Source organism: Croceimicrobium hydrocarbonivorans (assembly GCF_014524565.1).
In the GTDB taxonomy this organism is placed as follows: Bacteria; Bacteroidota; Bacteroidia; order Flavobacteriales; family Schleiferiaceae; genus Croceimicrobium; species Croceimicrobium hydrocarbonivorans.
The window spans coordinates 2367933-2394175 of sequence record NZ_CP060139.1 but is presented as its reverse complement, the minus strand read 5'-3'; the positions used below and the strand labels follow the sequence as shown (position 1 = coordinate 2394175).

Sequence of the window (26243 nt, the reverse complement as noted above, 5' to 3'; positions counted from 1 at the left end):
TTCTAATTATTGATGGAAATGGGTACTCTCCACATACATTGGGTGATTCTTGGCCATCAAAGGAGCTTTGCTCAAGGCGCGGAAAACCACATTAATAAACAGTCCAACAAACCCGAGCATGGTACCAATTTGTACCAGACCCAAAGTCCAGTTGCTACCAACTGATCCTGGCATAATCATAATAAAGATGTCCATCCAGTGACCAAAGAGAATTACCACACCTGCGGTGAAGATAAATCCTTTGTTACGCTTGGCATCACGGCTCATCAATACTAAAATTGGGAACAAGAAGTTAAGCACCAACATGGTAAAGAATAATCCTTTGTACTCACCAAAGCGAGCCATGTAGTAAGTTACTTCTTCAGGGATATTAGAGTACCAAATCAACATAAACTGAGAGAACCAGAGGTAAGTCCAGAAAATGGAGAAGGCAAACATAAACTTGGCAATATCGTGGATGTGGCTTTGGTTAACTTCAGCTAAGTAACCTTTACCTTTCAAGTACAACACGATCATCATTAAGGCAGTAAGTGCAGACACAAACATGGTTGCAAATACGTACCATCCAAATAAGGTACTAAACCAGTGAGTATCGATACTCATGATCCAGTCCCAAGCACTGGTAGAAGAAGTAACCGCAAAGAATACCAAGAATCCGGCACCCAGGTTACGCATCTTAGCCCAGTTTTTGGCGTAATCTACACCAGCTTGTTCGAAACGTAAGCTCATCTTACGTAACATATAAGCGGCACCAATCCATCCACCTAAATAGATCAAAGCTCTTAAGGTGAAGAAAGCGCCATTTAAATAGCCTTCCTTACCTGCGATCAGAGCATCGTAATTAGGACTATCTGGATTCATAATTCCTTCAGCCATCCAGTGGTACACATGGTTGCCACCGATATGGAACCATCCGGTAAGGATGATAATCAAAATCACCAAACCAGGCACCCAAATAAAGCTGGCCATAGCCTCCAATACACGAAGGATTACAGCAGACCAACCTACTTGTGCAGCATATTGTACCGCCATAAAGAACAAGGCTCCTAAACCTAAAGCTAAAGCCCAAAAGCTATTTACTAAAAGGTTAGACCAAGGCTTATTCTCAATTTGGTGATGAATATGCTCAGCATCATGATGCTCAGGTGAAGCATAAAAATGGTTGTTTTCCGGAATGGCACGAGAAGCACCTTTGTGGTAGGTGAAATCGTCGGTTTCCGGCATATCGTCATGCACTAAAGCAGGGTGTACTGCAGTTTCGTGATGAGCTTCTTCTCCATGGTTATCATGGCTCGCGTGATCGGCATGCTCAGCATGATCCGAATGATCAGCGTGCTCATCGTGCATCGTTGCGTGTTCTCCGTGCTCATCTTCATGATGACCTCCGCCAGCCAGAAAGCTGAAGCCTACGGAAAGCGCACCAATCAAAATCAGTACGTAAGAAATGGTTTTTAGTCGGCTTGAAAATTCAAACATCTCTGCGGTCGTTAAAGATTGTTAATGCTTCGTTTATCAGCTTTCTGTTGATTCTCCTTCAGCAGCTGCATCGCTAGCAGCGGCATCCTCAGCAGGGGCTTCTTCTTTGGCAGGAGCCATAGCCTCTTTGAGTTCCATTACATACAGGGCCAATTTCCAACGTTCTTCTGGAGTTACCTGAGAGGCATGAGAACCCATTACCCCTTTACCGTAAGTAATTACATGGAAGATCGATCCATAGTTGATATCACGATCAGCATAATTAGGTACCCCTAAGAATTTCTCTCTTTTCACTAAAACACCTTGACCGTCGCCTTTATCACCATGACAGTGGGCACAGAAAATGGTATACAGTTCTTTGGCTTCCGCCATAGTTTGCTCATCGGCTACAAAGCCAGCAGGCAATTTCATATGGGCTTTCGCCGAATCGTATCCAGCAGCATCGGCACTGTAGTGCTCATAGCTCATAAATCCACGTGGAATAGTTCCTTCCACCGGTTTACGTGCAGAAGTACTGTCACTGAAAAGATCGGTAGGAGAATAGGCTTCCAAAGCAGGACCATCATACATATCGGGCATATACTGCCAACCGCGATGGTTTTCTTCTTGCTTACAAGCAACCAGCATTAAACCAGCTACTCCAAAAGCGAACAATTTATTGATAGTACCTTTTTTAAGCATGCTCAGCGGAATTTACACTTACTTCAATAGCTCCGGTTTCTTTCAACAGGGCCATAATATCTTCATTGCTGTGGTCGCCACCGGCTACCACTTCCATTAAAAACTTGTCGTCGGTTGTACGAGGATCAGGGTTTTGAGCTTTGGCGCCTGGATAAATCTTGTTGCGGAAAAAGAATGTCCACACCATTAAGTGAGCGGCAAAGAATACCGTTAATTCGAACATGATGGGCACGAAAGCGGGCATGTTCTCACCCCAACTGAAACTTGGCTTACCACCGATGTTTAAGGGCCAGTCTACGATCATCATACCATAGGTAAGAGAAATCGCGGTAGCTAAACCTAAGGTTCCGTATAAGAATGCGGCAATGGCAATACGGGTTTCCTTTAAGCCCATCGCTTTATCCAATCCGTGCACCGGAAATGGAGAATATACTTCCTGGATCTCGAGACCTTTCTCGCGAACCTGCTTCACACCAGACAACAACACATCGTCGTCGTCGTACAGTGCATTGATTATTGTTTGATTAGTGCTCGCCATGCTCTTGCTCTTGTTTCTCTTGAAGTTTCTTGTAGTTATCGCCAGATGATTTCAAAATGGTCTTCAGTTCGGCCTGAGCAATTACCGGGAAGGTACGTGCATATAGAAGGAACAGAACGAAGAAGAAACCGATAGTACCGATAAAGATTCCGATGTCTACGAAAGTTGGAGAGAACATACTCCAGCTTGATGGTAAGTAATCACGGTGTAGAGAGGTTACGATAATCACGAAACGCTCGAACCACATTCCGATGTTTACTATTATCGAAATAAAGAAGGTAAACATTAAGCTGGTACGTAATTTCTTGATCCACATGAACTGTGGAGAGAATACATTACAGGTCATCATACTCCAGTAAGCCCACCAATAAGGTCCGGTTGCACGGTTTAAGAAGGCATACTGTTCGTACTCTACTCCAGAATACCATGCGATGAAAAGCTCGGTGATATAGGCAATACCTACAATCGAACCGGTCAACATAATTACGATGTTCATCATCTCGATATGCTGAATGGTAATGTATTGCTCCATCTTAAACACCTTACGAACGATGATCAAGAGGGTTTGTACCATGGCAAATCCTGAGAAGATCGCACCTGCTACGAAGTAAGGAGGGAAAATAGTGGTGTGCCATCCGGGGATAACCGAAGTAGCAAAGTCCATAGATACAATGGTGTGTACCGAAAGTACCAGTGGAGTTGCCAAACCGGCTAATACTAAGGATACTTCCTCAAAACGTTGCCAGTGTTTAGCCTTACCACCCCATCCAAAGCTGAGGATTTTATAAATGTGCTTCTGTACAGGTTTCACAGCACGGTCGCGAATCATGGCAAAGTCAGGAATAAGACCTACATACCAGAATACTACCGATACCGAGAAATAAGTAGAGATCGCAAATACGTCCCAAAGCAGTGGTGAGTTAAAGTTCACCCACAAGGAACCGAATTGGTTAGGAATTGGGAACACAAAATAGGCCAACCAGATACGACCCATGTGAATACCGGGGAATAAAGCCGCCTGAATTACGGAGAAGATGGTCATCGCTTCCGCAGAACGGTTGATGGACATTCTCCACTTTTGACGGAATAACAACAGTACCGCGGAAATAAGTGTACCGGCGTGACCGATACCTACCCACCATACGAAGTTGGTGATATCCCAGGCCCAACCTACAGTTTTGTTCAGACCCCAGGTACCGATACCTACACCGATAGTGTAGAGGATACATCCTACTCCCCAAAGGAAAGCGAGGAGGGCTAAACTAAATACCAGCCACCAGGATTTGGGCGCTGAAGACTCTACCGGACGAACTACATCTACCGTAATGTCGTGGTAGGACTTGTCGCCTTCAATAAGAGGTTTGCGTATTGGCGCTTCGTAATGCATGTTTTCCTCGAAATTAAGCTGTTGTGTTACGTACTTTAACTTGATAGAATACCGATGGCTGTGTTCCTACAGAACCCAGAAGGTGATACATCCGCTTGTCTTGTTTCAGGTTAAATACCTGAGACTTCTTATCGTTTACATCACCGAATACAATGGCTCCGGTATCACAGGCAAACTGACAGGCAGTTTGAACTTCACCGTCTTTCAGTGCTACACCGCGTTTCTTAGCTTCCAGTTTACCCAACTGAGTACGTTGGATACACATTGAGCATTTTTCCATTACACCACGAGAACGCACGGTTACATCGGGGTTTAATACCATACGACCTAAGTCTTCATTCATGGCGTAGTTCTCTTTGAACATACCCATGGTATTATCATGGTACTGGAACCAGTTAAAGCGACGTACTTTATAAGGACAGTTGTTGGCACAGTAACGAGTACCAATACAACGGTTGTAAGTCATGTGGTTTAAACCTTCCGCACTGTGAGTTGTAGCCGCTACCGGACATACTGTTTCACAAGGTGCGTGGTTACAGTGTTGACACATAACAGGCTGGAAGAATACTTCTGGACTTTCAGAAGGTTTCTCCATGTCCGCATACATATCGGTGGCACCTTTTCCTAAAAGACCAATTCCTTCGTAACCTAATTCATCTGCATTTTCCTTGGTAACATCAGAGCTATAGTAGCGGTCGATACGCAACCAGTGCATATCGCGGTGCTTACGCATCTCATCTTTACCTACAACCGGAACGTTATTCTCAGAGTGGCAAGCAATAACACAAGCGCCACATCCATTACAAAGGTTTAAGTCGATAGACATATTCCACATGTGTCCGGTTTCATGATCGAAATCGTCCCAAAGGTTTACGTCGTCACCTACTAATGGTCCTTTGTAAGTATTAAAGATTGGCGGCTCATTCCAGCCATCATGACCGTTCTGAGCAGGCTCGTTCAAGAAAGTATTTAAGCTTACTTCTTTCACGATATCACGACCCATCATAGTATGCGCCAACTGAATACAAGCGAACTTGTGTTCTGCGCCTTCTACCGGGCTAATTTTCACTTCTGCGCTGTGGTCCATGCCCATCAATTGGAAGGCATTAACCCCAACTTTATCGGCTACCTCACCTGCGCCGTCGCGACCAAAGCCCACGGCTAAACAAGCAGTACCAATAGTTTGACCAGGCTGAATGAATACCGGAACATTCTCCAGGGTTTTCGAACCCACTTGAAGAGTAACTACGGAACCGTTTAAGGCACCATTAGATTCATTCCAGTTCTTTAAGCCCAATTCTGCCGCATCAGCAGCAGCTACACTTAAATAGTTATCCCAGGAAACACGGCTAATTGGATCAGGGAATTCTAACAACCAAGGGTTATTAGCGATGGTTCCCACACCCATACCGGTTAACTGGCTAAAGTTTAGTTCCATGGAAGGAGCCTTCTTAGCAGAAGCTAAGGCATCGGCAGCCGAAACGGCAACGTCGATGCTAATTCCACCTTCTTCCATTTCAGTGTCGGCCGCCATTTCTTCGGCTACCGCAGATGACTTCACAAATACACCATCGTGTAAAACCTTAGTCCAATCGGTAGAACCTAAGATACCTGCATTCCAATTTGATTTGATGAAATTCAGGTAAGAACCACCCATTCCAGACCAGCTCATGAGGCAATCCTCAAACTGGCGAGTACTGAATAAGGTTTTGATGGTAGGCTGTTGCAAGCTGTAGTGCATATCCGCAGGGCTGAAATCTCCCCAGCTTTCGAGGTAATGATTTTCAGCGGCTACAAAAGCAGAAAGCTTAGCAGTTTCATCTGACTTCATGCTTACGGCTACCGTAGTAGGTACCTTGGCATAGCCCGCTTTGAAATCAGCATTTCCAGATAAAACATAAGCAGGATTCAAGTTGTGGGTAATTACCGCACCTACTTTACCTGCTTTCATATCGGCGATTAAAGCCTGGATGGCTTTATCATCACCTTGACGGAGGTAAGAACGATTCTTATGAGAAACAGTTACCTCAGTATTTCCTAACATTTGGTTGATGGCAATACACAAGTGCTCATTGGCCTTGCTGTTACCACCACATACTACCAATCCGTTTTTACCAGCTGCTAATAACTCCTGAGCGGCGGCTTTCACTTCAGCCTTCATAACCGAAGATCCTGAAACAGTAGCCATACCTTTTGCCGAAGCGATCTCATTGTAAAGACCTACTAATACAGCACCGTATTCAGCAGCTTTTACTTTATGACGCTTATCGGCATTGGATCCGGTTAAAGAAAGACCGGCTTCGAATTGGAAGTGACGAGACATACCCTCACCAGGTACACGGTTCTTCGCATAATCGCCCGCTACGGATTGACCAACCCAGTCGCCCAGGAAGTCGGCACCTACCGATACAATCGCTTTAGCATTGGCGAAATTGTAAAGACCTAAAGCACGTTTTCCGGTTACTTCTTTCCAAGCATCCAATTTATTGGAGTAGCTCATTGGATCGAAGCTTACATGACGGAAATTGCTGTAGCTCTCGCCAAATTTTTTGATCAGGGCCTTTTGAGAAGGGCTGATCACAGAAGAAGTTAATACCACCACTTGCTTACCGGCCGCTTCAGCCGCTAATAAACCTTTCTTCACTCCGGCATCCAGGCTAGCCCAATCTGAGCTCTCTCCTTTTACCATTGGATTTTGAAGACGGGTAGCATCGTATAAATTCAACACGGAAGCATGAACACGGGTATTAGCCCCACCATTCATTTTAGCCTCGCGGTTGTTCTCTACTTTAATAGGACGACCTTCACGGGTTTTGATTAATACCGAGGCATAATCATGACCGTCGTAATAGCTGGTCGCGTAGTAGTTAGCAATCCCGGGAATAATTTCTTCGGGTGCCACTACATAAGGTAATGATTCGTAAACGGGAGATTCACAAGCGGCCAGGGTAGCGGCAGCAGTGGTGAAGCCCATATATTTAAGGAAATCACGACGAGAAGTATGGGTACTCTCCAGATTATCCTGATTTCCTAAAAACTCTTCTGCTGGAATATTTGATGGGAATTCTTGCTCGGACAAGCTTTGCACTAATTCCGGATTCTCAAGTTCTGAAATCCCTCTCCAGTATTTCTTGTTTTCAGCCATTCTTGTTTGGAGATTTAGCTTTTTAATAATGACATTTTCCACATTCCAATCCGCCGATCATCTCTACAGTGACTTTGGCGTCTGCTCCATACTTCTCTTTGAGCTTGGCATGCATTTCTTCGTAGTAGTCGTTAGACTCAACCTGTACTTTGGTTTCGCGGTGACAGTTAATACACCATCCCATAGTAAGATCAGAGTACTGATATACTTCTTCCATTTCTTCTACAGGACCGTGGCAAGTCTGACATTTAATCTGACCGGCAGTTACGTGCTGAGAGTGGTTGAAGTAAGCCAAGTCAGGTAATTTGTGGATACGCACCCACTTGATTGGCTTCTGCTCGTAATCTTCGATATAGGCACCTTTTTCAGCATCCCAACCTACAGCATCGTAGATTTTAGAGATTTCTTCAGTACCGTATTTAGGTCCTTCGCTCACATACATGTGACAGTTCATACAAACATTCGCAGAAGGAATATTGGAGTGCTTAGACTTGCGCGCTCCGCTGTGGCAATAATTACAGTCGATTTGGTTCTGACCTGCGTGCAATTCATGTGAGAATTTAATAGGCTGAGAAGGCTGGTAACCAGCATCTACGTTTACAGCCATTAAGTTCACATACAATTGCTGGAAGAATACCACCGCGATGAAAATAGTTAAAACGGTGACCACGCGAGGATTCTTTAAGGCAGTACGGGTAAACACATTGGCATCCTCCAACATGGTAGTGGTAGGCTGACCTTTAACCAATTTCAAGGTATTCTTAACGCGTGCTAAGAGTACTACCATAAAGAGGAGCAATACGCCTAAAATGTAGAGGTAAACAGTATTGTCCGCTTCAGCTTCTGCCGCTCCAGTTTCTGTAGTTGTCTCCACCTCTACTGGCGTACTACCTTCAATAGTGTACACCAAAACATCCTTAATGTCTTGCTCTGATAATTGAGGGAAAGCCGGCATTGCCGAACCATTGAATTCCTCAAAAATGGCATTGGCATCTGCATCACCGCTGGCACGCAAAGCTGCGTTATCCTTGATCCAGGACACTAACCACTCAGTGCTCCGACGCTGGGTAACATCACCCAGAGCTGGACCTACCACCTTCTTGTCTAGCTTGTGACAGGCGGCACATTGAGAATTAAAGATCGATTTACCATTCGCAGCATCGCCCTCGATATCTTGAGCCAAGGCTCGACCGGGTGCGGCTAAGATCATGAGCACCAGTAGGGATCGCGAAAAGAGCCTGAGAGTACTTCTTTTATTCATAAAGAACCTATAATGGATAGATGTCTAGTTTGGTGCGCAAATTTAAAGTTTAAAGCCGTTTCTAAGAGAGGTGACTTAAAGCACTTCTAATTTAAAATAGGTCTAAATAACCTAAAAATACCTCATTCCGAAGCAGACTAAAAAGTTTAACTTTGCCGCAAACAATGTACTAAATGTTAAGATTCCTCGCCTTAAGCCTTGTACTTTCTTGCGCGCTGACCATGAAGGCCCAAAGCAATGAAAAGCTCCCCACGGCCCAACCTAAAGTGACTGTAGAGATGTCCGAATCCGTGCATAATCTGCTCTACCTCTATAAGGCCAAGGCTAAAAAATACCCCCAAATAGCGGGATTTCGCATTCAAATTTTTAATGGTCGTAAAAACGACTGCCTCGAGCGAAGAGGCTTATTTCTGCGGGATTACCCAAAAATGCAAGCTTATCTTCTTTATGAAGTTCCTGAATATAAAACCCAGGTTGGAAATTTTAGAACTCGCCTGGAAGCCGAAGCATTTCTTCAATCTATAATCGATGCTTTCCCCGGTAGTTTCGTGGTTGCCACACAGATAGACTATCCTAAAGTAGATTAAAAGCTTCCGAAAAAAATAAAAGCCCGCAGTTGCGGGCTTTTTTTATGCTTCAAAAAAACCCGGACCATTGGCCCGGGTTTCCTTTATCCCCACTTGGGATTAGTTCTTAATGATGCGGCTGATTTGTTTTTCTTCTGCTCCTACTACCTCCAAAAGATATACTCCGGTTGCGTAATTGCTCAGATCAAATCGTAACTCGGTGATACCGGCTACCACAAAATCATCACGAATTTCGATTACTCTTCCTTGCAGATCGGTAATCACAAAGCGCAGGTCTTGCTCCTTAGCACTTTCAATTTGTACCTGGAATAAACCATCATTCGGGTTAGGATATACCGAGAATTCGAAGGCTGAAGGCGCATCGATATGCTTGGCAGATCCGTTACAAGCACCCAGGGTGCAAGAATGGTTTCCATTATTATGGTTTGACAAGTGGCTGGCCACCGCACTGGAATCAATACAAATGGTATTGCCATGGTGACAAACATAAACCTTGCTTAATTGGCCACCGTTACCATTGCCATTATTAGCGCGACCCTTGCCATTGCTATTACCAGCAGCACAACGTGCGTCAACTACATCCACTACCAGGCTGGTGCTTACACTACAACCATTAACATCCGTTACAGTAACCGTATAGGTAGTAGTAGCCGTAGGACTAACCGAAGTAGCTGCGGTACTCGCGCCATTAGACCAGGAATAAGCATAAGGGCCATGACCACCAGTAGCACTGGCACTCAAATTAATGCTCTGAGGACCGTAACCCAGGTACAATGTAGTACCTGTTACACCATTACCCGAAAGATATCCACTGCTGGACGCAGAAGCTGTCACCGGAGCGGGTTCGGTTAAAGTAATGGAAGCACTGGCCGTTTGACCATTGGCATCGGTAACAGTAACATTATAAGTACCAGCAGTAAGTGCGTTCAAATCTTCGGCACTGGAACCATTGCTCCATGCATAAGTATAAGGTTCACAACCGCCATTAGCGCTTAAATCGATGCTACCATCCGCAGCACCATTACAGCTGATATTATCACCACCTATGTAAACCGGTGAACTTAAAGAAACGCTTACCGGAGTAGGATTCACGCTAATAGTAAAGCTTGCGCTCACACTATTTCCGGCGGCATCCGTAGCCGTATAGGTAACGGTGGTGGTTCCCACATTGAAATTATCTCCAGGATTGTGGCTACTGCTTAAGCTTACTGAGCAATTATCACTGGCAGTAGGTGCGGTCCAACTAACCGATGGGCTACAATCATTAGGCTGAGGCACAATAACAATATCGGCAGGCATGCCACTGATCACTGGGTTGATAGCATCACGCACTTCTACGGTAGCAGAAGCACTTGCGCTATTTCCATTTACATCCGTCACCGTTAATTGTACAACATTCACTCCTAAATCAGCGCAAGCGAATTGATCTTTGTCTAGGCTATAAGTTGCCACGCCACAAGCATCTGCACTACCATTATCAATATCATTGGCACTGATAGAAGCACTGCCATTAGCATCCAAATAAACAATGGCATTCTGAGTGCTTACAGATGGAGCAATGGCATCCGAAACTGTTACAGTTGCAGTGCCGGTAGCAAGATTACCACTTGCATCGCTTACACTTAGCGTAACCGTTTGAACACCAACATCAGCACAGCTAAAGCTGGATGGACTTACAGACATGGAGCTAATTCCACATACATCGCTACTACCGTTATCAATGTCAGCGGCACTAATGCTTGCTGCACCATTGGCATCCAAGGCCACTGCAATATTTTGAGTTATTACGCTTGGCGCCATATTATCCACTACTGTAACTACAGCGGAGGCACTGGCCGTATTTCCTGAGGCATCAAGACCCACAAGAACAACAGTATTAGCACCTAGATCAGAACAATCAAAGTTCACCTGACTAGCGGTTAATGAGGCTAATTGGCAATTATCATAGGATCCACCATCTATTAAATAGGTGCCCGGAATAATGCGCTCCAACATTAAGTCGGCAACAAAACATCCACTAGCATCATTAGCACCTAATTGCTCTAAGGTAACTTTTGCCATCTCCGAAGCATTAACGGTAAAGCTGATGCTCTCGTTTTTCAAGCTATTAGTGGAAGTGAAGATCTGGCTATAGGCGGTACCAATTGTTAATCTAAACTGGTCTGTGCTTTCGCCTGATCCGGCATTATTCAAATGCAAGAAATTGATCACATAATCACCGGGAACTAAATTAACCGACCCATTAGACTCAATCTTAGCATTGGTATTACCGGCTAAATCTATGGTACGACCACTGGCACTGGAGCTAATGAAATTGTCAACATCCACATTGCCATGCAATACGGTCCAGTCGGTCATGTTGCTAAGATTATAACCAGTAGGCTCATTACTTAAACTGCCATCAAATACTGGAGCACTGGTCGCAGAACCTTGGATGGTCGCCGTACCATTAGCATCCAACACTAAGCTTACATTTTGTGTAAGGATGGTCGGGGCTGTATTATCCGGATTGTCTACAATCACTACCGAAAGGGTTTCGGTACATCCATTACCATCGGTTACAACTACTGTATAGGTTCCGGCAGCCAAAGCACTTAAATCTTCAGTACTCGCGGTAAATCCATTTGGACCAGTCCAACTAAAGCTTTCACCATTATTGGTATTAGCAGTAGTAAGATCAATGGCCGCATCATTACCGCCGGGGCAAGAAACATTACTATGCGTTTCTGATAATTGAATATTACAAGGAATAACATCGATAGTAGCCGAATCTGTATTACTACATCCATTCGCATCCGTGTAAGTATAATAGATGGTTTGCAATCCGATATTGGTTGCACCGGGATCAAAGCTAGCATTGCTTACACCGGCACCACTATATACCCCACCGGCAGGACTACCACCGCTTAGGCTAATGGGATTGGCATAGAAAGAAATAGGATTGAAACTGGCCAAGCTAACACTGGGCAATGGATTTACTGTAACCCTTACGGTATCGGTAGCAATACATCCTTCCGCAGTAGTATACTGAGCCACATAATCGGAAGTAGTACTTGGGCTAACGGAAGTGTTAGGATCATTTGCATCAGCAATGTTAGGGCCTGAAATCCAGCTAAAGCTAGAAGTACTGGCATTTACGATCGCTTGCACTCCAGCAACCGCCACTTGACCATTAAAATGAACATAAATGGTATTGGTACCACCTGAGTTCCAAACTCCGGCCAATTGCGCTGCAGAAAGGCTAATGGTATTGGGGTAGGACCCATAGTTAAGCGCATCGCAATAACAGGAATAAGCTGGGGTAAATGAATACACGGAAGTACCATTCACAGAAATGCTTATGCTGGATGTGTTATCACAATTGGCATAGTATAATCGAACATCCATAGAGCTCAAAGCACCACCGCCTTGATAGTTCGCAGACACACCACTATTGTAGAACCAGTTATAGCCATCACTACACAAATTGGTTCCGAAGCCACAATTGCCGCCATTGGCATCATATAAACAAAGAGCAGTACTGCTATTCGAAGTTCCCGAACCGGTAGGTAGGTTAAAGAGGCTCGCATTTAATTGCGTGCTTCCACCAACACAAATAGATTGATCGTTGCCCGCATTCACCCCAACAGGATTTGGTTGTACTACGGTTACATCAAAGCTGTAATTCGCGGTTCTACCCTGGGCATCAGTTACACTAAAGCTATTGGTAGTAGTTCCTAAAGGAAAGCTGGATCCTGATGCTAAACCAGTGCTTGGTGCACCGGATAAATCTTGTTGAATGGCACAGGAATATAAACTGGCAATCACGCTGTAATTTACCTCTGCCAAACATCTTCCGGTTTGGGCGGTAACGGTGATATTACCCGGACCATTAATGCCAGGGGCAACGGGGTCGCTAACATTTACCATGGCCGAACCGGTGGCGGTATTTCCATAAATATCGGTTACCGTTAACCACACATTATTAGGTCCAATATTGGAACAGTCGAAAGTATTAGGGCTAACCGACATGCTCGCAATTCCGCCGCAGGCATTATCAAAGGAGCCATTATCAATATCAGCCGCAGTGATAGTTGCCGTTCCGTTTTGCAAGCTAATATTGGCATTTTGAGTTAGCACGGTAGGCGCTTGGTTGTCGGCCACAATTACATTAAAACTAGCTGTAGAAGTATTACCATATTGATCGGTAGAGCTCACAGTTACCGGAGTAGTTCCCTGGGGAAAGGTAGATCCAGGAGCAATGCTATAGCTGGTACTTACTGAACCACCACAAGCATCTACTGCACTTACATTATAGTTAGTAACCACAGCTCCGCAACTGGCGGTTGAAGGTGCTACAGTAATATCGTTAGCTGTAATAGCAGGGCCGGTATTATCATTAAAACTGGAGTTAATAGTTAGCGGATAAAGGTTTCCACAAGCTTCGGTGGTATAAGCACTTGGGCCACTAATAATGGTAAGACTTACCGGGGTATTACAAGCAGGTGGATTAAAGTCCCAATACACCCAATCGCCATAGGTGTTTTGAAGACTACTACAACCAGTGAGATAGGCGCTTGATCCGCCACCGCCTGGTAAATTAGACCAGTGAGTGTCGTCAACCGCACCTGCTCCATAATAGGTTTGGGAGGTCGTAACCCCACCAATAGTGTATTGAATGTTTAGAGGAAAGCTGGAATAAGTTCCACTACCCGCAGCATTGCCATGCCAGTGCTCAATCCACACACGGATTGCACCGGTAGAGGGCACAATGTTCCAACGAACTTGAACACCATGGGCAACCACCGAGAAGGATAGACCCAAGGCACACAAGGCCGTAAAAAAGAGTTTGTTTGGTTTCATAAATGGGGGTTTTTAGATGAACCTCCAAGCTACGAAGCCCGCCCAGCCTTTAAGCCCTGATTTTGTGACAACAAGCCCTACTTTTTGAGACACTATGCCACTTCTCGAAGCAGCTCTGAAGGGCGAATTTGGAAATGCTGATAAAAATGATCGCTAAAGGTTTCTGCGCTTTTATAGCCTACTCGATAGGCTAACTCTTTAACCCGGCGTACCGTGCTACTATCAATGTACTCTTTTGCTTTTTCCATTCTGAATTCGCGGATGTAGGGAGCGGGAGTATGACCAATCCTATCCATTTCACGATATAGCTGACGCCGGCTAAGCTCAAGGTATTCGGCGAGCTTGCCGGCATTGAAATCTGCATCGCTATGAAAAGAGTTCATAATCAGATGGAGTTTTCGGCAAAACTCGATTTGATGAGGCGTAAGAATCCCTTTGCTCTCATCGCAAAAAAAGCTTAGGCGTTCCATGGGTTTGACTGGTTCAACACCTGAATGTAAAACAGCAAAGCCTTAGCAAACAAAAACTTGTATTTGAAACCTACTAAAAATTAGGATCAACAAAAAAGCCGCCCCGGTAGAACCGAGACGGCTTTGCTATACTATAGGTCTGTAGACTTAGAGGGTCTTCTTCACCTCTACCTCTTCGTAACCTTCAATGATATCGCCAACTTTGATATCGTTGTAGTTCTTGATATTCAATCCACATTCGAAGCCTTTCTTCACTTCCTTCACGTCGTCTTTATAACGTTTCAATGAAGCCAGTTCGCCGGTGTATACTACTACACCATCGCGGATAATACGCACATTGGTGTTTCTGGTGATAGTTCCATCCAGAACATAACATCCCGCAATAGTACCCACTTTGGAAATCTTGAAGGTTTCGCGGATTTCCACATTACATACCACTTCTTCCTTAACATCTGGAGAAAGCATACCTTCCATCGCATCGCGAATCTCATTGATCGCATCGTAAATGATGGAGTACAAGCGTACATCTACACTTTCTTTCTCTGCTAACTTACGTGCATTAGCAGAAGGACGCACCTGGAAGCCAACGATAATTGCATCGGATGCAGCGGCTAAAAGGATATCGCTTTCTGAAATCTGACCTACCGCCTTGTGAATAATATTCACCTGGATTTCTTCGGTCGACAATTTCTGTAAAGAATCACTTAAGGCCTCGATCGAACCATCCACGTCACCTTTCACGATCACGTTCAATTCCTGGAAGTCACCCACCGCCAAACGACGACCAATTTCTTCCAGAGTAAGGTTCTTCTGAGTACGGGCACTTTGCTCGCGCTGTAATTGGGTACGCTTGGCCGCGATGTTCTTGGCTTCGCGTTCGTCTTCCATTACCACAAATCCGTCACCCGCCTGAGGAGCACCATCCAGACCGAGGATGTTTACCGGACGAGCAGGACCTGCTTCTTTCAAACGATGACCACGCTCATCGAGCATTGCCTTTACCTTACCGCTATACTGGCCAGCCAGTACATAATCCCCTACACGCAGGGTACCATTTTGTACCAGAATGGTAGCTAAGTAACCACGACCCTTATCCAGAGAGGCTTCAATTACGGCACCGCTACTGCGACGATCGGGATTAGCTTTGAGATCTAATAATTCGGATTCGAGCAATACCTTCTCTAGTAATTCATTCACGCCCAAACCGGTTTTAGCCGAAATATCATGGGATTGAATCTTACCACCCCAGTCTTCAACCAGGAGGTTCATAGAGGCTAATTGCTCCTTAATTTTCTCGGGGTTCGCAGTCGGGCGATCTACCTTGTTAATGGCAAATACGATTGGAACTCCTGCCGCCTGGGCGTGAGAAATAGCTTCCTTGGTTTGAGGCATTACCGCATCATCCGCCGCAATTACGATAATCGCAACGTCGGTAATTTTCGCACCCCTGGCACGCATGGCGGTAAAGGCCTCGTGACCCGGAGTATCAAGGAAGGTAATATGCTGACCACTTTCCAATTCTACCGAGTAAGCTCCAATGTGCTGGGTAATACCCCCACTCTCACCGGCAATTACATTGGCTTTACGAACGTAGTCAAGCAATGAAGTTTTACCATGGTCAACGTGTCCCATTACGGTTACAATCGGAGCCCGTGGTTTCAAATCTTCTTCTTTGTCTTCCTCCTCAATAATGGCATCCGACACTTCACTATCCACAAACTCTACCTGATAACCGAATTCTTCGGCAACAATGGTTAGAGTTTCGGCATCCAAACGCTGGTTTAGGGTTACCATCATACCTAGCGACATACAAGAAGAAATTACTTGAGTAGGCGCTACATTCATCATGGTAGCTAACTCACTCACGGTAACAAATTCGGTAACCTTTAATACCAAATCTTCCTCCTGCTGCATTGCTTCGTTCAGAGCATCTTGCTCACGACGTTCTTGACGTTTCTCACGACGCAGTTTGGCACCTTTATTTTTTCGACCACCACCGGTTAATTTCTCCAGGGTCTCTTTAATTTGCTTTTGTACTTCCTCCTCCGTCAGTTCTTGTTTAGGCTCGGGCTTACGACCACGACCACGGCGATTATTGTTAGAATTATCGCGACGGTTACCTTGCTGATTATTGGAATTAGTATTCGTGTCGGTACTGATCCGTTTGCGTTTCCGCTTTTTCTTCAGATCGTCCTTATTGTCAGTACTAGAAGCTACTTTCTTCTTAGGCTTTTTCTCAAATTTAGAGAGGTCTACCTTTTCACCAGTAAACTTAGGCCCACTGAGCTTTTCGTACTTAGTTTTGATGGTATCCGAAGAACCTTCAGAAGCCTTTTTCTCCTCTTCCTTCTTCTCTTCAGCTTTAGCTTCCACCTTCTCCTCTTTAGGAGCCTCGGCTTTGACTTCTTCTTTGGGAGCTTCTTCTTTCTTCTCTGGAGTAGGAGTTTCAGCCACCGGTTTTCCTTCCTTAGGCTCTTCCTTAACTTCCTTCACTTCCTTAGGAGCCTCTGCTGCAGGGGCAGGACTTTCCACCGGAGGCTCTTCTTTAGGAGCTTCTTCTTTGGCTTCAGGAGCAGCTTTCTCCTCTTGCTTGGGCGCTTCAACCTTAGGTTCGGGAGCTTGAGCTTCCTCTTGCTTAGGCGCTTCTTCAGCCTTTGGAGCTTCTTCCTTAATCGGTGCCTCCTCTACTTTCTCAGCAGTGGGCTCTTCCTTCGGTGCAGGAGCTTCCTCGGCTTTAACTTCGGGAGCAGGCTCGGCCTTCTCCACTTCTTTTTCCTCAGCTGGAGCAGGTTTACCGGCCTTATCAAGATCGATCTTACCTACCATTTTAGGACCACTCAAAGTAGGGCGCTCAATGCTTTCGGGCTCACGCTTGCCTTCTGGCTTGCTGTCTTCCCGCTCGCGCAACATGGCTTCTTTTTCCTGTTGCTTTTGACGCACTACCTCCTCTGAGGCTTCCTTCTTGGCTTTATCGGGAGCAAACTTCTCCAATACCTTCTGGATATAATCACCAGAAACCTTGGTATTGGGACGCAACTTCTCCTCTATCCCAAGTTCCTCGAGATATTCAGATACAGTGCTAACTCCGATATTGCACTCTTTAGCTAATTGACTAAGTCGTAGCGACTTTTCAGTCATGAAATTGATTTAAATTATTCTTCAAATTCGGCACGCAATATACTGCGTACGTCCTCAATGGTTTCTTCTTCCAGGTCGGTCCGCGAAAGTAACTCATCTACTGACAGCTCCAATACGCTTTTCGCGGTATCACAACCAATTGATTTAAAGGCATCGATAACCCAGCTTTCGATTTCGTCAGAGAACTCAGTTAATTCTACGTCCTCATCCTCATCAACATCGCGGTACACATCGATTTCATAACCGGTCAATTGTCCGGCTAATTTAATATTAAGCCCGCGCTTACCAATCGCCAAGGATACTTGATCCGGCTTTAAGTAAACATCTGCACGCTTATTGGTCTCATCCAATACAATGCTGCTAATCTTCGCAGGGCTCAAAGCTCTTTGGATCAACAGTTGATCATTATTGGTGTAGTTGATTACGTCGATATTCTCATTGCCGAGCTCACGAACAATGCCATGAATACGACTTCCTTTCATACCTACACAGGCACCCACTGGGTCAATACGATCATCGTAAGACTCCACCGCAACTTTTGCCTTTTCACCTGGCTCGCGAACTACCTTTTTCACGGTAATTAATCCGTCGAACACCTCAGGAATTTCTTGCTCGAAGAGTTTTTCCAAGAAACGCTCATCCGTACGAGAAAGAATAACCACTGGCTTGGTTCCACGTAAATCTACATCGCGCACTACCGCACGAATGGTATCTCCCTTGCGGAAGAAATCACGTGGAATTTGTTGATCCTTAGGTAAGATCAGTTCATTCTGATCATCATCATAAATGATTACCGCACGAGGACGCACATGGTGTACCTCTCCCGTAAGGATCTCACCTTCCAGATCTTTATATTTCTTATAAATAATGCTATTGTCGTGCTCCTGGATTTTTTGCACCAGGTTCTGACGGAAGGCCAACACGAAACGGCGACCTTGATCAATCAATTTTAATTCTTCTGAAGCCTCTTCACCCACTTCAAAGTCGGGCTCGATCTTCACGGCTTCCGAAAGGGCGATCTCTGTGTTCTCGTCCTCTACTTCACCGTCGGCCACAATCATACGATTACGCCAAATTTCCAGGTCCCCCTTGTCGGGGTTCACAATGATATCAAAGTTATCGTCACTGCCGTATTTCTTGCGCAATTGGTTACGCAAAGCATCTTCAAGAATAGCCATCAGGGTAACCCGATCGATATTCTTTTCATCTTTAAATTCGGCAAAACTTTCAATGATAGCCTGATTTTCCATAATAGCCTTTATGCTTAATTGAACCTGACTTGAACCCGCGCTTCATCAATATCCTGCAGGTTTAGTTTCACGTCTTTTTTAACCGTTACTTTTCCTTTACCCACTTCTTTAGGCTCTCTTTCACTCCATTCGAGGGTTAAAATTCCCTCACTGAAATCTACCAATTCGCCCTTAAATTTTTCGCCGTCTTTGGTCTTTACTTTTAAGTCGCGACCAATATTTTGAACATACTGCTCTTTAACCTGCAAAGGACTACCCACTCCGGGTGAACTAACTTGCAATTCAAAGTCCTCCTGCTCACGGTCGAGATTATGCTCAATGGCGCGCGAAATAGCCGTTATCCCTTCTAAATTAATGCCTTCCATCTTGTCTACCGTAACCTGAATAATGTTGCCGGCAGCAATCTGAAAATCCACTAAAAAGGCCTGCTGTTCTTCCAAACCAGCCTCTAAAAGTGCACGTACTTTTTGCGAATCGATCATGTAGCCTAATAAAAGAGGGGACACGCGTCCCCTCAAAAGTGGCCGCAAATATACAATTATTACACTTAAATTCCTTTCTAAAAAGACTTTAAAACAGACTGTATCAAGTTCATACCTTCAGATGCTCCACTTTCGAGATGCAGCAAGGGGCCAGTGCCATAGGTTTGAACCGGATGCGGATCAATTACAATCAAAGGACAAGAGGCTTCAATCCTCTGCACCAAAGAAGCCGCCGGATACACCTGCAATGAACTGCCAATCACAATCATCAATCTGCAATCTGCTAAATAATCCACCGCCTCATCCATGGCCGGCACCATTTCACCAAACCACACTACATGCGGTCGTAATTGCGAACCCAATTCGCATTGATCTCCCCAATTCAGAGCCCAGCCATCTATAGGATATACTTTAGTATCATCTGCCGTGCTACGCGCCTTCCGCAACTCTCCATGCAAATGCAAGACATCTGAAGTGCCAGCCCGCTCATGTAAATCGTCAACATTCTGAGTAATGACCCGCAAGTTGAATTTCCTTTGCAATTCTGCAATGGCTCGATGTCCTTCATTGGGGCTCACCTCTAGCAATTGCTTGCGACGCATATTATAGAAATTCAAGACTTTATGTGGATCGCGTGCCCAGGCCTCCGGGGTAGCCACCTCTTCAATGGCATACTCCTCCCAGAGCCCGCCTTTCTCTCTAAAGGTGCTAATCCCGCTTTCCGCACTCATTCCTGCACCCGAGAATATTATTATATGGTCGGATGTCGTAAATTGAGCCGACTTTAAAAATTGATGTACCCTCTCGGTGGTTTGATCCCGATTTCGCATAGCGCTATATCTTTAAAATTGGACCTTTCGTCTAATATTAGCCGCACTCCCAAATTCTAAAGATACTTTTGATCTCGGTAAAGTTCCGCCCAATTAAGTAAATGTCATGAGTGATAAAGCAAAAATTCTGATTGTAGACGACGAGCCTTTGATTCGGGACGCTTTGGCCTTTAAATTAACCAAAGACGGCTACGACGTAGACACAGCAGAAGATGGTGAGAAAGCCATCCAAAAAATTGAAAGTGAAGAATACCATATTATCATTAGTGATATCATGATGCCCTTCATCAGTGGTTTCGAATTAGTGAAGATCCTGAAAGAAAGAGGTACAGATGCACCGGTATTGATGCTCACTTCCTTAAATTCCGAAACTGCCGTATTGAAGGCTTTCGATTTGGGTGCCGATGATTTTATGACCAAGCCATTCAGCCCGAACGAACTTTCTGTACGTATCAAAAAGCTGCTCAAGAACAGCAAAAAATAAAATGCGCGAGTTCCTGATCGACATATACTACTTCTTACTGGCGCTCGAGCCCAGGTACAAGATTGTAATCTTCTTGGTAATTGCTCTTTTGATCTCTGCCGCGATTATGATCTCTATTGTACTGCGGGAACGTTCGCGCAAGAATAGTATTGAAGCTCGGGAGCGCCGTATTAAAAGACAAGTAGAACCTATTATTCAGGAAATTGTCTTTACCGAACAGGATGCCAGTCAGTTTAAGGATGCCATTAAAAAGATCAACCGTATTGTAGACTCTACTCTCTATCGTAGATCGAATATGAACATCCTTAATGAGCTGATTCTCTACTACCACCGTAACCTGGGTGGTGAGGCCTTTACGCGCCTCGAGAACCTCTACCGAGAAATCGGCTTAAAACAAATCGCCCTCGAAAACCTCCGCAATGGAGAATGGCATGTACGCGCCAAGGCTATTAACGACCTTAGCACCATGCGCATGGGCGAAACCCTCTTCGAGATTTTACAGTATACCGATGCTGAGAATATGCATGTGCGTAACGAAGCCCAGTATGCAGCCGTAAAACTTGGAGGTAAAAAAGCCATGAGCTTCCTCAACGATTTGGAATCGCCTATGAGCGAATGGCAGCAAATCCGACTTTTGGATCAGTCCCGCAAATTCGAATATGAATTGATTGACCATATCGGACCTTGGTTAAAATCTAAAAACGATACGGTTGTGATCTTTGCGCTGATCCTGATGCGCCACCTCAACCAATATCACGAGCGTGAGCAATTACGCAAACTCCTCTACCACCGGAATGAAAAGGTTCAAGAAAAGGCGATTGAAACTGCCATTGAACTGGCCTATTCCGAATGCATTGAAAACCTCTACGAAGTTTACGAACTCACCAAGAACCTGCGGGTAAAAACTGCCGTGCTCAAAGCTATGGGCGAATTAGGCGGTTCCAAAGAAGCAGGTCACTTACGTGAAGTCCTGGTATCAGGCAAAGAATACGAATTAGTTATGGCCGCTGCCAAAGGCTTAAAGCGAATGGGACGCCATGATGTATTGACCGGATACCGCGAAAATGAATTGTCTGAAAAAGGCGAAAACATCGTAAAACACGTCCTCGATGATCGAATATGACACGCAGAACTCACTCGTAGATATTCTCATTTACATATTTTACTTCATTACCTACGGATACACCGTTTTCGTAATGATCTCCTATTTGATATTAGGGGTAATCTCTGTGGTTCAAGCCCGGAAATATCTGCGTCGTAATACTTATACCGACTACCTCAATATCTTACAAAGTCCGGAAGCGCCCTCGGTATCCATCTTGGCACCGGCTTATAATGAGGAAGCCACCATTATCGAAAATATCCGCTCCCTGCTTTCAGTACGATATCCCAATTATGAGGTAATCGTAGTGAACGATGGTAGTCGCGACCGCAGTCTTACCAAGCTTATCGAAGAGTACCAGCTAGAGCCGGTAAACTTTGCGGTGAACTATAAAATTGAAACCAAGAAGGTTAAGAACGTTTATAAATCGAAAGACCCGGCCTACAATAACCTGGTGGTGGTCGACAAGGAAAATGGCGGTAAATCCGATGCCCTTAATGCGGCCCTCAATGTATCTACCGGCGACTACACCCTTAATATCGATGTAGACTGTATCCTCGAAGAAGACTGCTTGCTTAAGCTGATGAAACCCTTCTTGGAGGAAACCGATAAAAACATGATTGCCACCGGTGGGGTAGTGCGGATTGCAAATAACTGCCGCATCGAAAAAGGCCGCATCGTAGAGGTAAACGTACCCAACAAATTATTGGCTCAGTTCCAAACCCTCGAATACCTACGCTCTTTCCTTTTAGGTCGGGTAGCCTGGGGTTCACTGGACGGACTTTTGCTTATTTCCGGAGCATTAGGTGTTTTCCAAAAGCAATTGGTAATTCAGTGTGGTGGATACGATAATGAGACCATTGGTGAGGATATGGAACTCACCGTGCGCATGCGTCGCTATGCCCGCGAAAAAGGAATTGACTACGTAGTAGGCTTTGTACCGGATCCACTTTGCTGGACCGAGGTACCCGAATCCTGGTCGGTATTACGTCGCCAAAGAAACCGCTGGACCCGTGGAGCTGTAGAAACCTTACTTTCTCATAAACGCCTTTTCCTCAACCCTTTCTACGGGAAAATTGGAATGGTATCTTATCCTTACTGGCTTTTATTCGAATGGTTAGCCCCATTAATTGAGGCCTTTGGTATTGTGCTTTTGGTACTCTTCAGCTTGCTGGGGGTAATCAACATTAGCTTCCTCTACCTCTTTATTGCCCTGATCTACGGTTATACCGTGGCCTTTACTATCGCCACCTTGTATATCGAGGAAATCACCTTCTTCCAGTATAAAAAGCGGAGGCAGCTCTTACGTTTGGTAATTGCTGGATTAATAGAACCACTGATGTTCCACCCTTTTGTGGTGTACTGTGCCGTAACCGGTAACTGGGATTATTTCTTCGAAGGCAAGAAAGCCTGGGGATCTATGAAAAGGGTTGGATTTAGCCGACCTACCGATCGCGGTAAGCGTATTACCGGAGGTGGCAAAGGCAAAAAGAACAAGCCCAATCCGGCTGCTCCTTTGCCCAGCAATAATGTTCGTACCCGTCCAGCTACCTAAGGCTGAATAATTAAAGACTTACGGCCTCTAAGTTTGCCACTCTGGAGTTCTAAAATGTAGAATCCCTGGAGGCCTTCCGGCAGATGCAATTCCAGCTCAGGCTCTTGCCCTGTAGCCAGGTTTTTAGTCCAAAGCACCCTACCCTGACCATCAATTAAGCGCAGTACCCCTTGCTCCTTTTGCAGGGCCTCGCAGTAAAGATTGAATTGACCCTTAGAGGGGTTTGGATAAACAGACCAGTCTAAAACCGGAAGCTCTTCCTTCGGCAGGCCAATGCTGTAACCTACAGTGAAATATTCGCTAAACTCCGTACCAAAATTCGGATTGTAGTTCTTGGAGAAGAAGTCGCCACCTACATTACGCATCAAGATTCGGCCAGAGCCATCATTGTTACCAAAGAAGCTCATACCATCTTTATCGCGGTCGCCAATAATTAGATGATAACATCCCGGATCCAAATCGAAGGTATCGCGATAGCTGGTACCATTGGCCAGATTATCGCCCGAGAATAAGATGTTACCCCAGGCATCTTCCAACTGCCACCAGGTTTCAGAGGCAGCATTATTAGTACGCAGTTCAAAGCGCATAGGATTTGGGTACATCTCGGGTAATTTAATCCCTACCGTACGACGATTATTAAAATCCACATCATCACTAGGCTGACCATTCACATTTTCTATCTGCACCTTAAATTCCAATTGACCATTCAGGCTAACCCAATCGGCTACCGAATCCATCGGCAATGAAATTTCTGTTCTTTCCAAGGAGTTTAGATTTCCAGTCCAATCAAAGTAGCGCCATTGGGTATTGCCTTTTAAGCCATAGGCCAAGCGTAAAGATTGGATAGGTTGAATACCTTTATTTACTACCGCAATTAAAGCCTCATCACAAACCGGATTAAAGCGAGCATGCTCATCTTCATTGCTAGGCTTGATGATATCTTCAATCGCAACATCCAAATTCTGATTAAAATCGCCTAAGTGAAATAATTGCACCAGCATATTGTAACTGGCCGGACTCTGACCACTAGGCTGGGTGTAGGTATAGGCTTCAATATCTACATCTATACTATCGGCTCCGGGTACATAGGCCGTAATATCATGGAGGTATTGATTTACCCGATCCCCAGGACACCAGTTCGCCCGATCGTATAACCAGGTTCCCGCTTGGGGCCATAGATCATTTAAACCACAATCGTCGCGCCACATCGCTTGATCGGCCACCTTTTGTCCATCCACAAAAACATAATAGTCGCGCTCACAGAACTCCGCGCAATTAGCATCATTCACAAAACCATGTCCGGAAGGCGCTAAACGCACATAAAACTGGCTCGCCGAAGGATGCGGATTTAGAGCGCGTGCCGGCATATACTGACTCTCGAACTGCGCCGAATCACGATAAGTAAAGCCACCGCGATAAAGGTTTTCCACCTGATACACATCGCGTACCGGCGTACCTTCCACCATAATAAAATCCAGGGTAGCGCTAAAGCCACTGCTATAGCCTTGGTAGCGCACATCAATCTCTACCGAATCTCTTAAGAGCGGATAATAATCGCTCACATCAAAGTAAAAGTCGCGGGTCCAATCTTGCGCCAGACTCCCACCGTAAGGTGTAATCACCTTGGCTAATTCATAACGCTCCTTTACCGCAAATACCGACCAGGTCGTATCAATTTGCAGAGGATTAGTACTGATGGTATCTATACTGGCAATATTGCTATCCAAAGCTCCGGTAGGAATCAAAAGATCTACTACGGTAGTATAGTCCCAATCCGAACAACCACCGCTTGCACAACCCATGGTATAGCGCATCAAAATCTGATGCCAGGAATGATTAGCATCGGGAAATACAGCCCAATCTTTATAGGAACCATACCAGGTAAGATCCCTCTGTTGATGTGCTGAAACTATGGTAGTGTCGCCTTCCGCCGCAAGGCCTTGAAAAGAAAATCCTAAACAGAGTAGTAGTGCTGCAAATTGCTTCATTGATCTTTTTTTGACTCGTCCTGAATACGGGTCACCCCGCCAGAAATGACGTACTTCATTACGTCTGCAGCGGGCAAATCTAAGTTTTCTACTCTTTCTTTAGCGACTAAAAATACGTTTCCTGATATCGCATAACTGTGTGGGCAGTACACGGTGAGGTAATCTTCCTCAAGCTCTGCCTGCTTTCCAAAGCCGCGATGGGTCACAAAGCCAATACGCTTTACCGCCGGGTCATTATCCAGCTGAACCAGCACCGGATATTTAAAACTGCGTTTTTCACCTACCAAAGCATTGAGCACATCGGTTACCGCCGTATAGATCAAGCTAATCACCGGTGCCTTACGGATTTGACGATCCATCCAAAATTTTAATCGCTCCGAAATCAAATGACTGGCGACAAAGCCAATCAGGGTAATACCGACCAATACCACTAAGATTCCCAAGCCGGGAGTTTCGAAGGTGATTAAGCCATCCAAAACCAGAAAGCTTTCATAAATCACATAGACCGTTATGCCCATGGGAGCCACGATTAAAAGGCCTTGTAAGAGATATTTAATAATACTACGCATCGCCTCGCAATTCTTTTTGTTTGTATTTGGGTAAGCTGGAAACCACTAAATCATGGGAATCCTGAATCCAGGATCGCAAAGTTTCCCAATCAATACTTCCATCCAGTACCACTGAACTCCAATGTGTCTTATTCATATGGTAAGCCCCTTCCACGGAACTATACTGTTCACGATAATCGAGGCCCTTTTCCGGCAGATGTTTCAAGCTCATCTTTATGGGATTGTATTCCAGAGATACCAGCAAAAACATTTTCCCAGCGACCTTAAAAACCAAGGTATCGGAATCAAAGGGAAAGCCTTCTGAGCTCTCTTTAAAGCTGAGGGCAAAATCGCGAATGGTCTCTAAATCCATAGCTCCATATTTTGGTCAAAATTAGAACCTTCGATGAACATTTTAACAAAGCCCGGTATTAAAGAATTTCGTCGGACGCAGTCAATTTTCTTAATTTAGACTGTTC

The 26243-nt window shown here is 45.0% G+C and carries 19 protein-coding genes; 4 read left to right on the top strand and 15 right to left on the bottom strand.

The features are described 5' to 3' along the window. Positions 1-6 precede the first annotated feature (6 nt). Genes H4K34_RS10725 through H4K34_RS10700 form a run of 6 tightly spaced genes read right to left on the bottom strand, consistent with a single transcriptional unit; the run spans position 7 to position 8437 of the window. Positions 7-1476 (bottom strand): quinol:cytochrome C oxidoreductase, encoded by a 1470-nt coding sequence (locus H4K34_RS10725; RefSeq protein WP_210757420.1) that lies wholly within the window; start codon positions 1474-1476, stop codon positions 7-9. Between the two features lie 36 nt (positions 1477-1512). Beyond that, positions 1513-2157 carry a c-type cytochrome gene (locus H4K34_RS10720; protein WP_210757419.1) on the bottom strand — a complete coding sequence of 215 codons (645 nt, stop codon included), beginning with the start codon at positions 2155-2157 and terminating at the stop codon, positions 1513-1515. After that, on the bottom strand, positions 2150-2695 hold the full coding sequence (locus tag H4K34_RS10715; protein ID WP_210757418.1) for a DUF3341 domain-containing protein: 546 nt from the start codon (positions 2693-2695) through the stop codon (positions 2150-2152). Before H4K34_RS10715 ends, H4K34_RS10720 begins: the two co-directional genes overlap by 8 nt. Further along, complete coding sequence (gene nrfD, locus H4K34_RS10710; RefSeq protein ID WP_210757417.1) at positions 2682-4082, bottom strand: NrfD/PsrC family molybdoenzyme membrane anchor subunit; 1401 nt, start codon at positions 4080-4082, stop codon at positions 2682-2684. Before nrfD ends, H4K34_RS10715 begins: the two co-directional genes overlap by 14 nt. 13 nt (positions 4083-4095) lie before the next feature. Continuing rightward, positions 4096-7227 carry a TAT-variant-translocated molybdopterin oxidoreductase gene (locus H4K34_RS10705; RefSeq protein ID WP_210757416.1) on the bottom strand — a complete coding sequence of 1044 codons (3132 nt, stop codon included), beginning with the start codon at positions 7225-7227 and terminating at the stop codon, positions 4096-4098. Positions 7228-7249: 22 nt separating this feature from the next. Next, a complete protein-coding gene (locus H4K34_RS10700) occupies positions 7250-8437 on the bottom strand; it encodes a c-type cytochrome (protein ID WP_246452097.1) in 1188 nt (395 codons plus the stop codon). 224 nt (positions 8438-8661) lie between these two features. Here H4K34_RS10700 and H4K34_RS10695 point away from each other — a divergent pair, with 224 nt between their 5' ends. Further along, entirely contained in the window at positions 8662-9075 is a 414-nt protein-coding gene (locus H4K34_RS10695; RefSeq protein ID WP_210757414.1) for a hypothetical protein, read from the top strand. A gap of 99 nt (positions 9076-9174) precedes the next feature. On the opposite strand, the gene H4K34_RS10690 is transcribed toward H4K34_RS10695, so the two are convergent. The 6 genes from H4K34_RS10690 to H4K34_RS10665 all read right to left on the bottom strand — a co-directional run bounded on the left by H4K34_RS10690 (position 9175) and on the right by H4K34_RS10665 (position 20087). After that, a complete protein-coding gene (locus H4K34_RS10690) occupies positions 9175-13917 on the bottom strand; it encodes an HYR domain-containing protein (protein WP_210757413.1) in 4743 nt (1580 codons plus the stop codon). Between the two features lie 92 nt (positions 13918-14009). Then, positions 14010-14300 carry a helix-turn-helix domain-containing protein gene (locus tag H4K34_RS10685; protein WP_210757412.1) on the bottom strand — a complete coding sequence of 97 codons (291 nt, stop codon included), beginning with the start codon at positions 14298-14300 and terminating at the stop codon, positions 14010-14012. Between the two features lie 234 nt (positions 14301-14534). After that, entirely contained in the window at positions 14535-17525 is a 2991-nt protein-coding gene (gene infB / locus H4K34_RS10680; RefSeq protein ID WP_210757411.1) for a translation initiation factor IF-2, read from the bottom strand. Between the two features lie 14 nt (positions 17526-17539). Further along, complete coding sequence (gene nusA / locus H4K34_RS10675; RefSeq protein ID WP_210757410.1) at positions 17540-18775, bottom strand: transcription termination factor NusA; 1236 nt, start codon at positions 18773-18775, stop codon at positions 17540-17542. 14 nt (positions 18776-18789) lie between these two features. After that, positions 18790-19257, bottom strand: coding sequence for a ribosome assembly cofactor RimP (gene rimP / locus H4K34_RS10670; protein ID WP_210757409.1), 468 nt, complete (start codon positions 19255-19257; stop codon positions 18790-18792). 77 nt (positions 19258-19334) lie between these two features. Continuing rightward, positions 19335-20087 (bottom strand): SIR2 family NAD-dependent protein deacylase, encoded by a 753-nt coding sequence (locus H4K34_RS10665; protein WP_210757408.1) that lies wholly within the window; start codon positions 20085-20087, stop codon positions 19335-19337. Between the two features lie 106 nt (positions 20088-20193). Here H4K34_RS10665 and H4K34_RS10660 point away from each other — a divergent pair, with 106 nt between their 5' ends. Genes H4K34_RS10660 through H4K34_RS10650 form a run of 3 tightly spaced genes read left to right on the top strand, consistent with a single transcriptional unit; the run spans position 20194 to position 23228 of the window. Next, on the top strand, positions 20194-20571 hold the full coding sequence (locus H4K34_RS10660; protein WP_210757407.1) for a response regulator transcription factor: 378 nt from the start codon (positions 20194-20196) through the stop codon (positions 20569-20571). A 1-nt stretch (position 20572) separates the two neighbouring features. Further along, positions 20573-21694 carry a HEAT repeat domain-containing protein gene (locus H4K34_RS10655; RefSeq protein WP_210757406.1) on the top strand — a complete coding sequence of 374 codons (1122 nt, stop codon included), beginning with the start codon at positions 20573-20575 and terminating at the stop codon, positions 21692-21694. Continuing rightward, positions 21681-23228 carry a glycosyltransferase family 2 protein gene (locus tag H4K34_RS10650; protein WP_246452096.1) on the top strand — a complete coding sequence of 516 codons (1548 nt, stop codon included), beginning with the start codon at positions 21681-21683 and terminating at the stop codon, positions 23226-23228. Before H4K34_RS10655 ends, H4K34_RS10650 begins: the two co-directional genes overlap by 14 nt. Here the strand turns inward: H4K34_RS10650 and H4K34_RS10645 are convergent. The 3 genes from H4K34_RS10645 to H4K34_RS10635 are packed head-to-tail and all read right to left on the bottom strand — an operon-like array spanning position 23225 to position 26137. Then, complete coding sequence (locus H4K34_RS10645; protein WP_210757405.1) at positions 23225-25216, bottom strand: peptide-N-glycosidase F-related protein; 1992 nt, start codon at positions 25214-25216, stop codon at positions 23225-23227. The genes H4K34_RS10650 and H4K34_RS10645 overlap by 4 nt on opposite strands. After that, on the bottom strand, positions 25213-25785 hold the full coding sequence (locus tag H4K34_RS10640) for a DUF502 domain-containing protein (protein ID WP_210757404.1): 573 nt from the start codon (positions 25783-25785) through the stop codon (positions 25213-25215). The genes H4K34_RS10645 and H4K34_RS10640 overlap by 4 nt, the downstream gene beginning before the upstream one ends. After that, positions 25778-26137 (bottom strand): MmcQ/YjbR family DNA-binding protein, encoded by a 360-nt coding sequence (locus H4K34_RS10635; RefSeq protein ID WP_210757403.1) that lies wholly within the window; start codon positions 26135-26137, stop codon positions 25778-25780. Before H4K34_RS10635 ends, H4K34_RS10640 begins: the two co-directional genes overlap by 8 nt. Between the last annotated feature and the right edge of the window lie 106 nt (positions 26138-26243).

Excerpts from the sequence above, each read along its gene's own strand:
- H4K34_RS10725 (WP_210757420.1), bottom strand. The coding sequence starts at position 1,476 with ATGTTTGAATTTTCAAGCCGACTAAAAACCATTTCTTACGTACTGATT.
- H4K34_RS10720 (WP_210757419.1), bottom strand. The coding sequence starts at position 2,157 with ATGCTTAAAAAAGGTACTATCAATAAATTGTTCGCTTTTGGAGTAGCT.
- H4K34_RS10715 (WP_210757418.1), bottom strand. The coding sequence starts at position 2,695 with ATGGCGAGCACTAATCAAACAATAATCAATGCACTGTACGACGACGAC.
- nrfD (WP_210757417.1), bottom strand. The coding sequence starts at position 4,082 with ATGCATTACGAAGCGCCAATACGCAAACCTCTTATTGAAGGCGACAAG.
- H4K34_RS10705 (WP_210757416.1), bottom strand. The coding sequence starts at position 7,227 with ATGGCTGAAAACAAGAAATACTGGAGAGGGATTTCAGAACTTGAGAAT.
- H4K34_RS10700 (WP_246452097.1), bottom strand. The coding sequence starts at position 8,437 with ATGATCTTAGCCGCACCCGGTCGAGCCTTGGCTCAAGATATCGAGGGC.
- H4K34_RS10695 (WP_210757414.1), top strand. The coding sequence starts at position 8,662 with ATGTTAAGATTCCTCGCCTTAAGCCTTGTACTTTCTTGCGCGCTGACC.
- H4K34_RS10690 (WP_210757413.1), bottom strand. The coding sequence starts at position 13,917 with ATGAAACCAAACAAACTCTTTTTTACGGCCTTGTGTGCCTTGGGTCTA.
- H4K34_RS10685 (WP_210757412.1), bottom strand. The coding sequence starts at position 14,300 with ATGAACTCTTTTCATAGCGATGCAGATTTCAATGCCGGCAAGCTCGCC.
- infB (WP_210757411.1), bottom strand. The coding sequence starts at position 17,525 with ATGACTGAAAAGTCGCTACGACTTAGTCAATTAGCTAAAGAGTGCAAT.
- nusA (WP_210757410.1), bottom strand. The coding sequence starts at position 18,775 with ATGGAAAATCAGGCTATCATTGAAAGTTTTGCCGAATTTAAAGATGAA.
- rimP (WP_210757409.1), bottom strand. The coding sequence starts at position 19,257 with ATGATCGATTCGCAAAAAGTACGTGCACTTTTAGAGGCTGGTTTGGAA.
- H4K34_RS10665 (WP_210757408.1), bottom strand. The coding sequence starts at position 20,087 with ATGCGAAATCGGGATCAAACCACCGAGAGGGTACATCAATTTTTAAAG.
- H4K34_RS10660 (WP_210757407.1), top strand. The coding sequence starts at position 20,194 with ATGAGTGATAAAGCAAAAATTCTGATTGTAGACGACGAGCCTTTGATT.
- H4K34_RS10655 (WP_210757406.1), top strand. The coding sequence starts at position 20,573 with ATGCGCGAGTTCCTGATCGACATATACTACTTCTTACTGGCGCTCGAG.
- H4K34_RS10650 (WP_246452096.1), top strand. The coding sequence starts at position 21,681 with ATGATCGAATATGACACGCAGAACTCACTCGTAGATATTCTCATTTAC.
- H4K34_RS10645 (WP_210757405.1), bottom strand. The coding sequence starts at position 25,216 with ATGAAGCAATTTGCAGCACTACTACTCTGTTTAGGATTTTCTTTTCAA.
- H4K34_RS10640 (WP_210757404.1), bottom strand. The coding sequence starts at position 25,785 with ATGCGTAGTATTATTAAATATCTCTTACAAGGCCTTTTAATCGTGGCT.
- H4K34_RS10635 (WP_210757403.1), bottom strand. The coding sequence starts at position 26,137 with ATGGATTTAGAGACCATTCGCGATTTTGCCCTCAGCTTTAAAGAGAGC.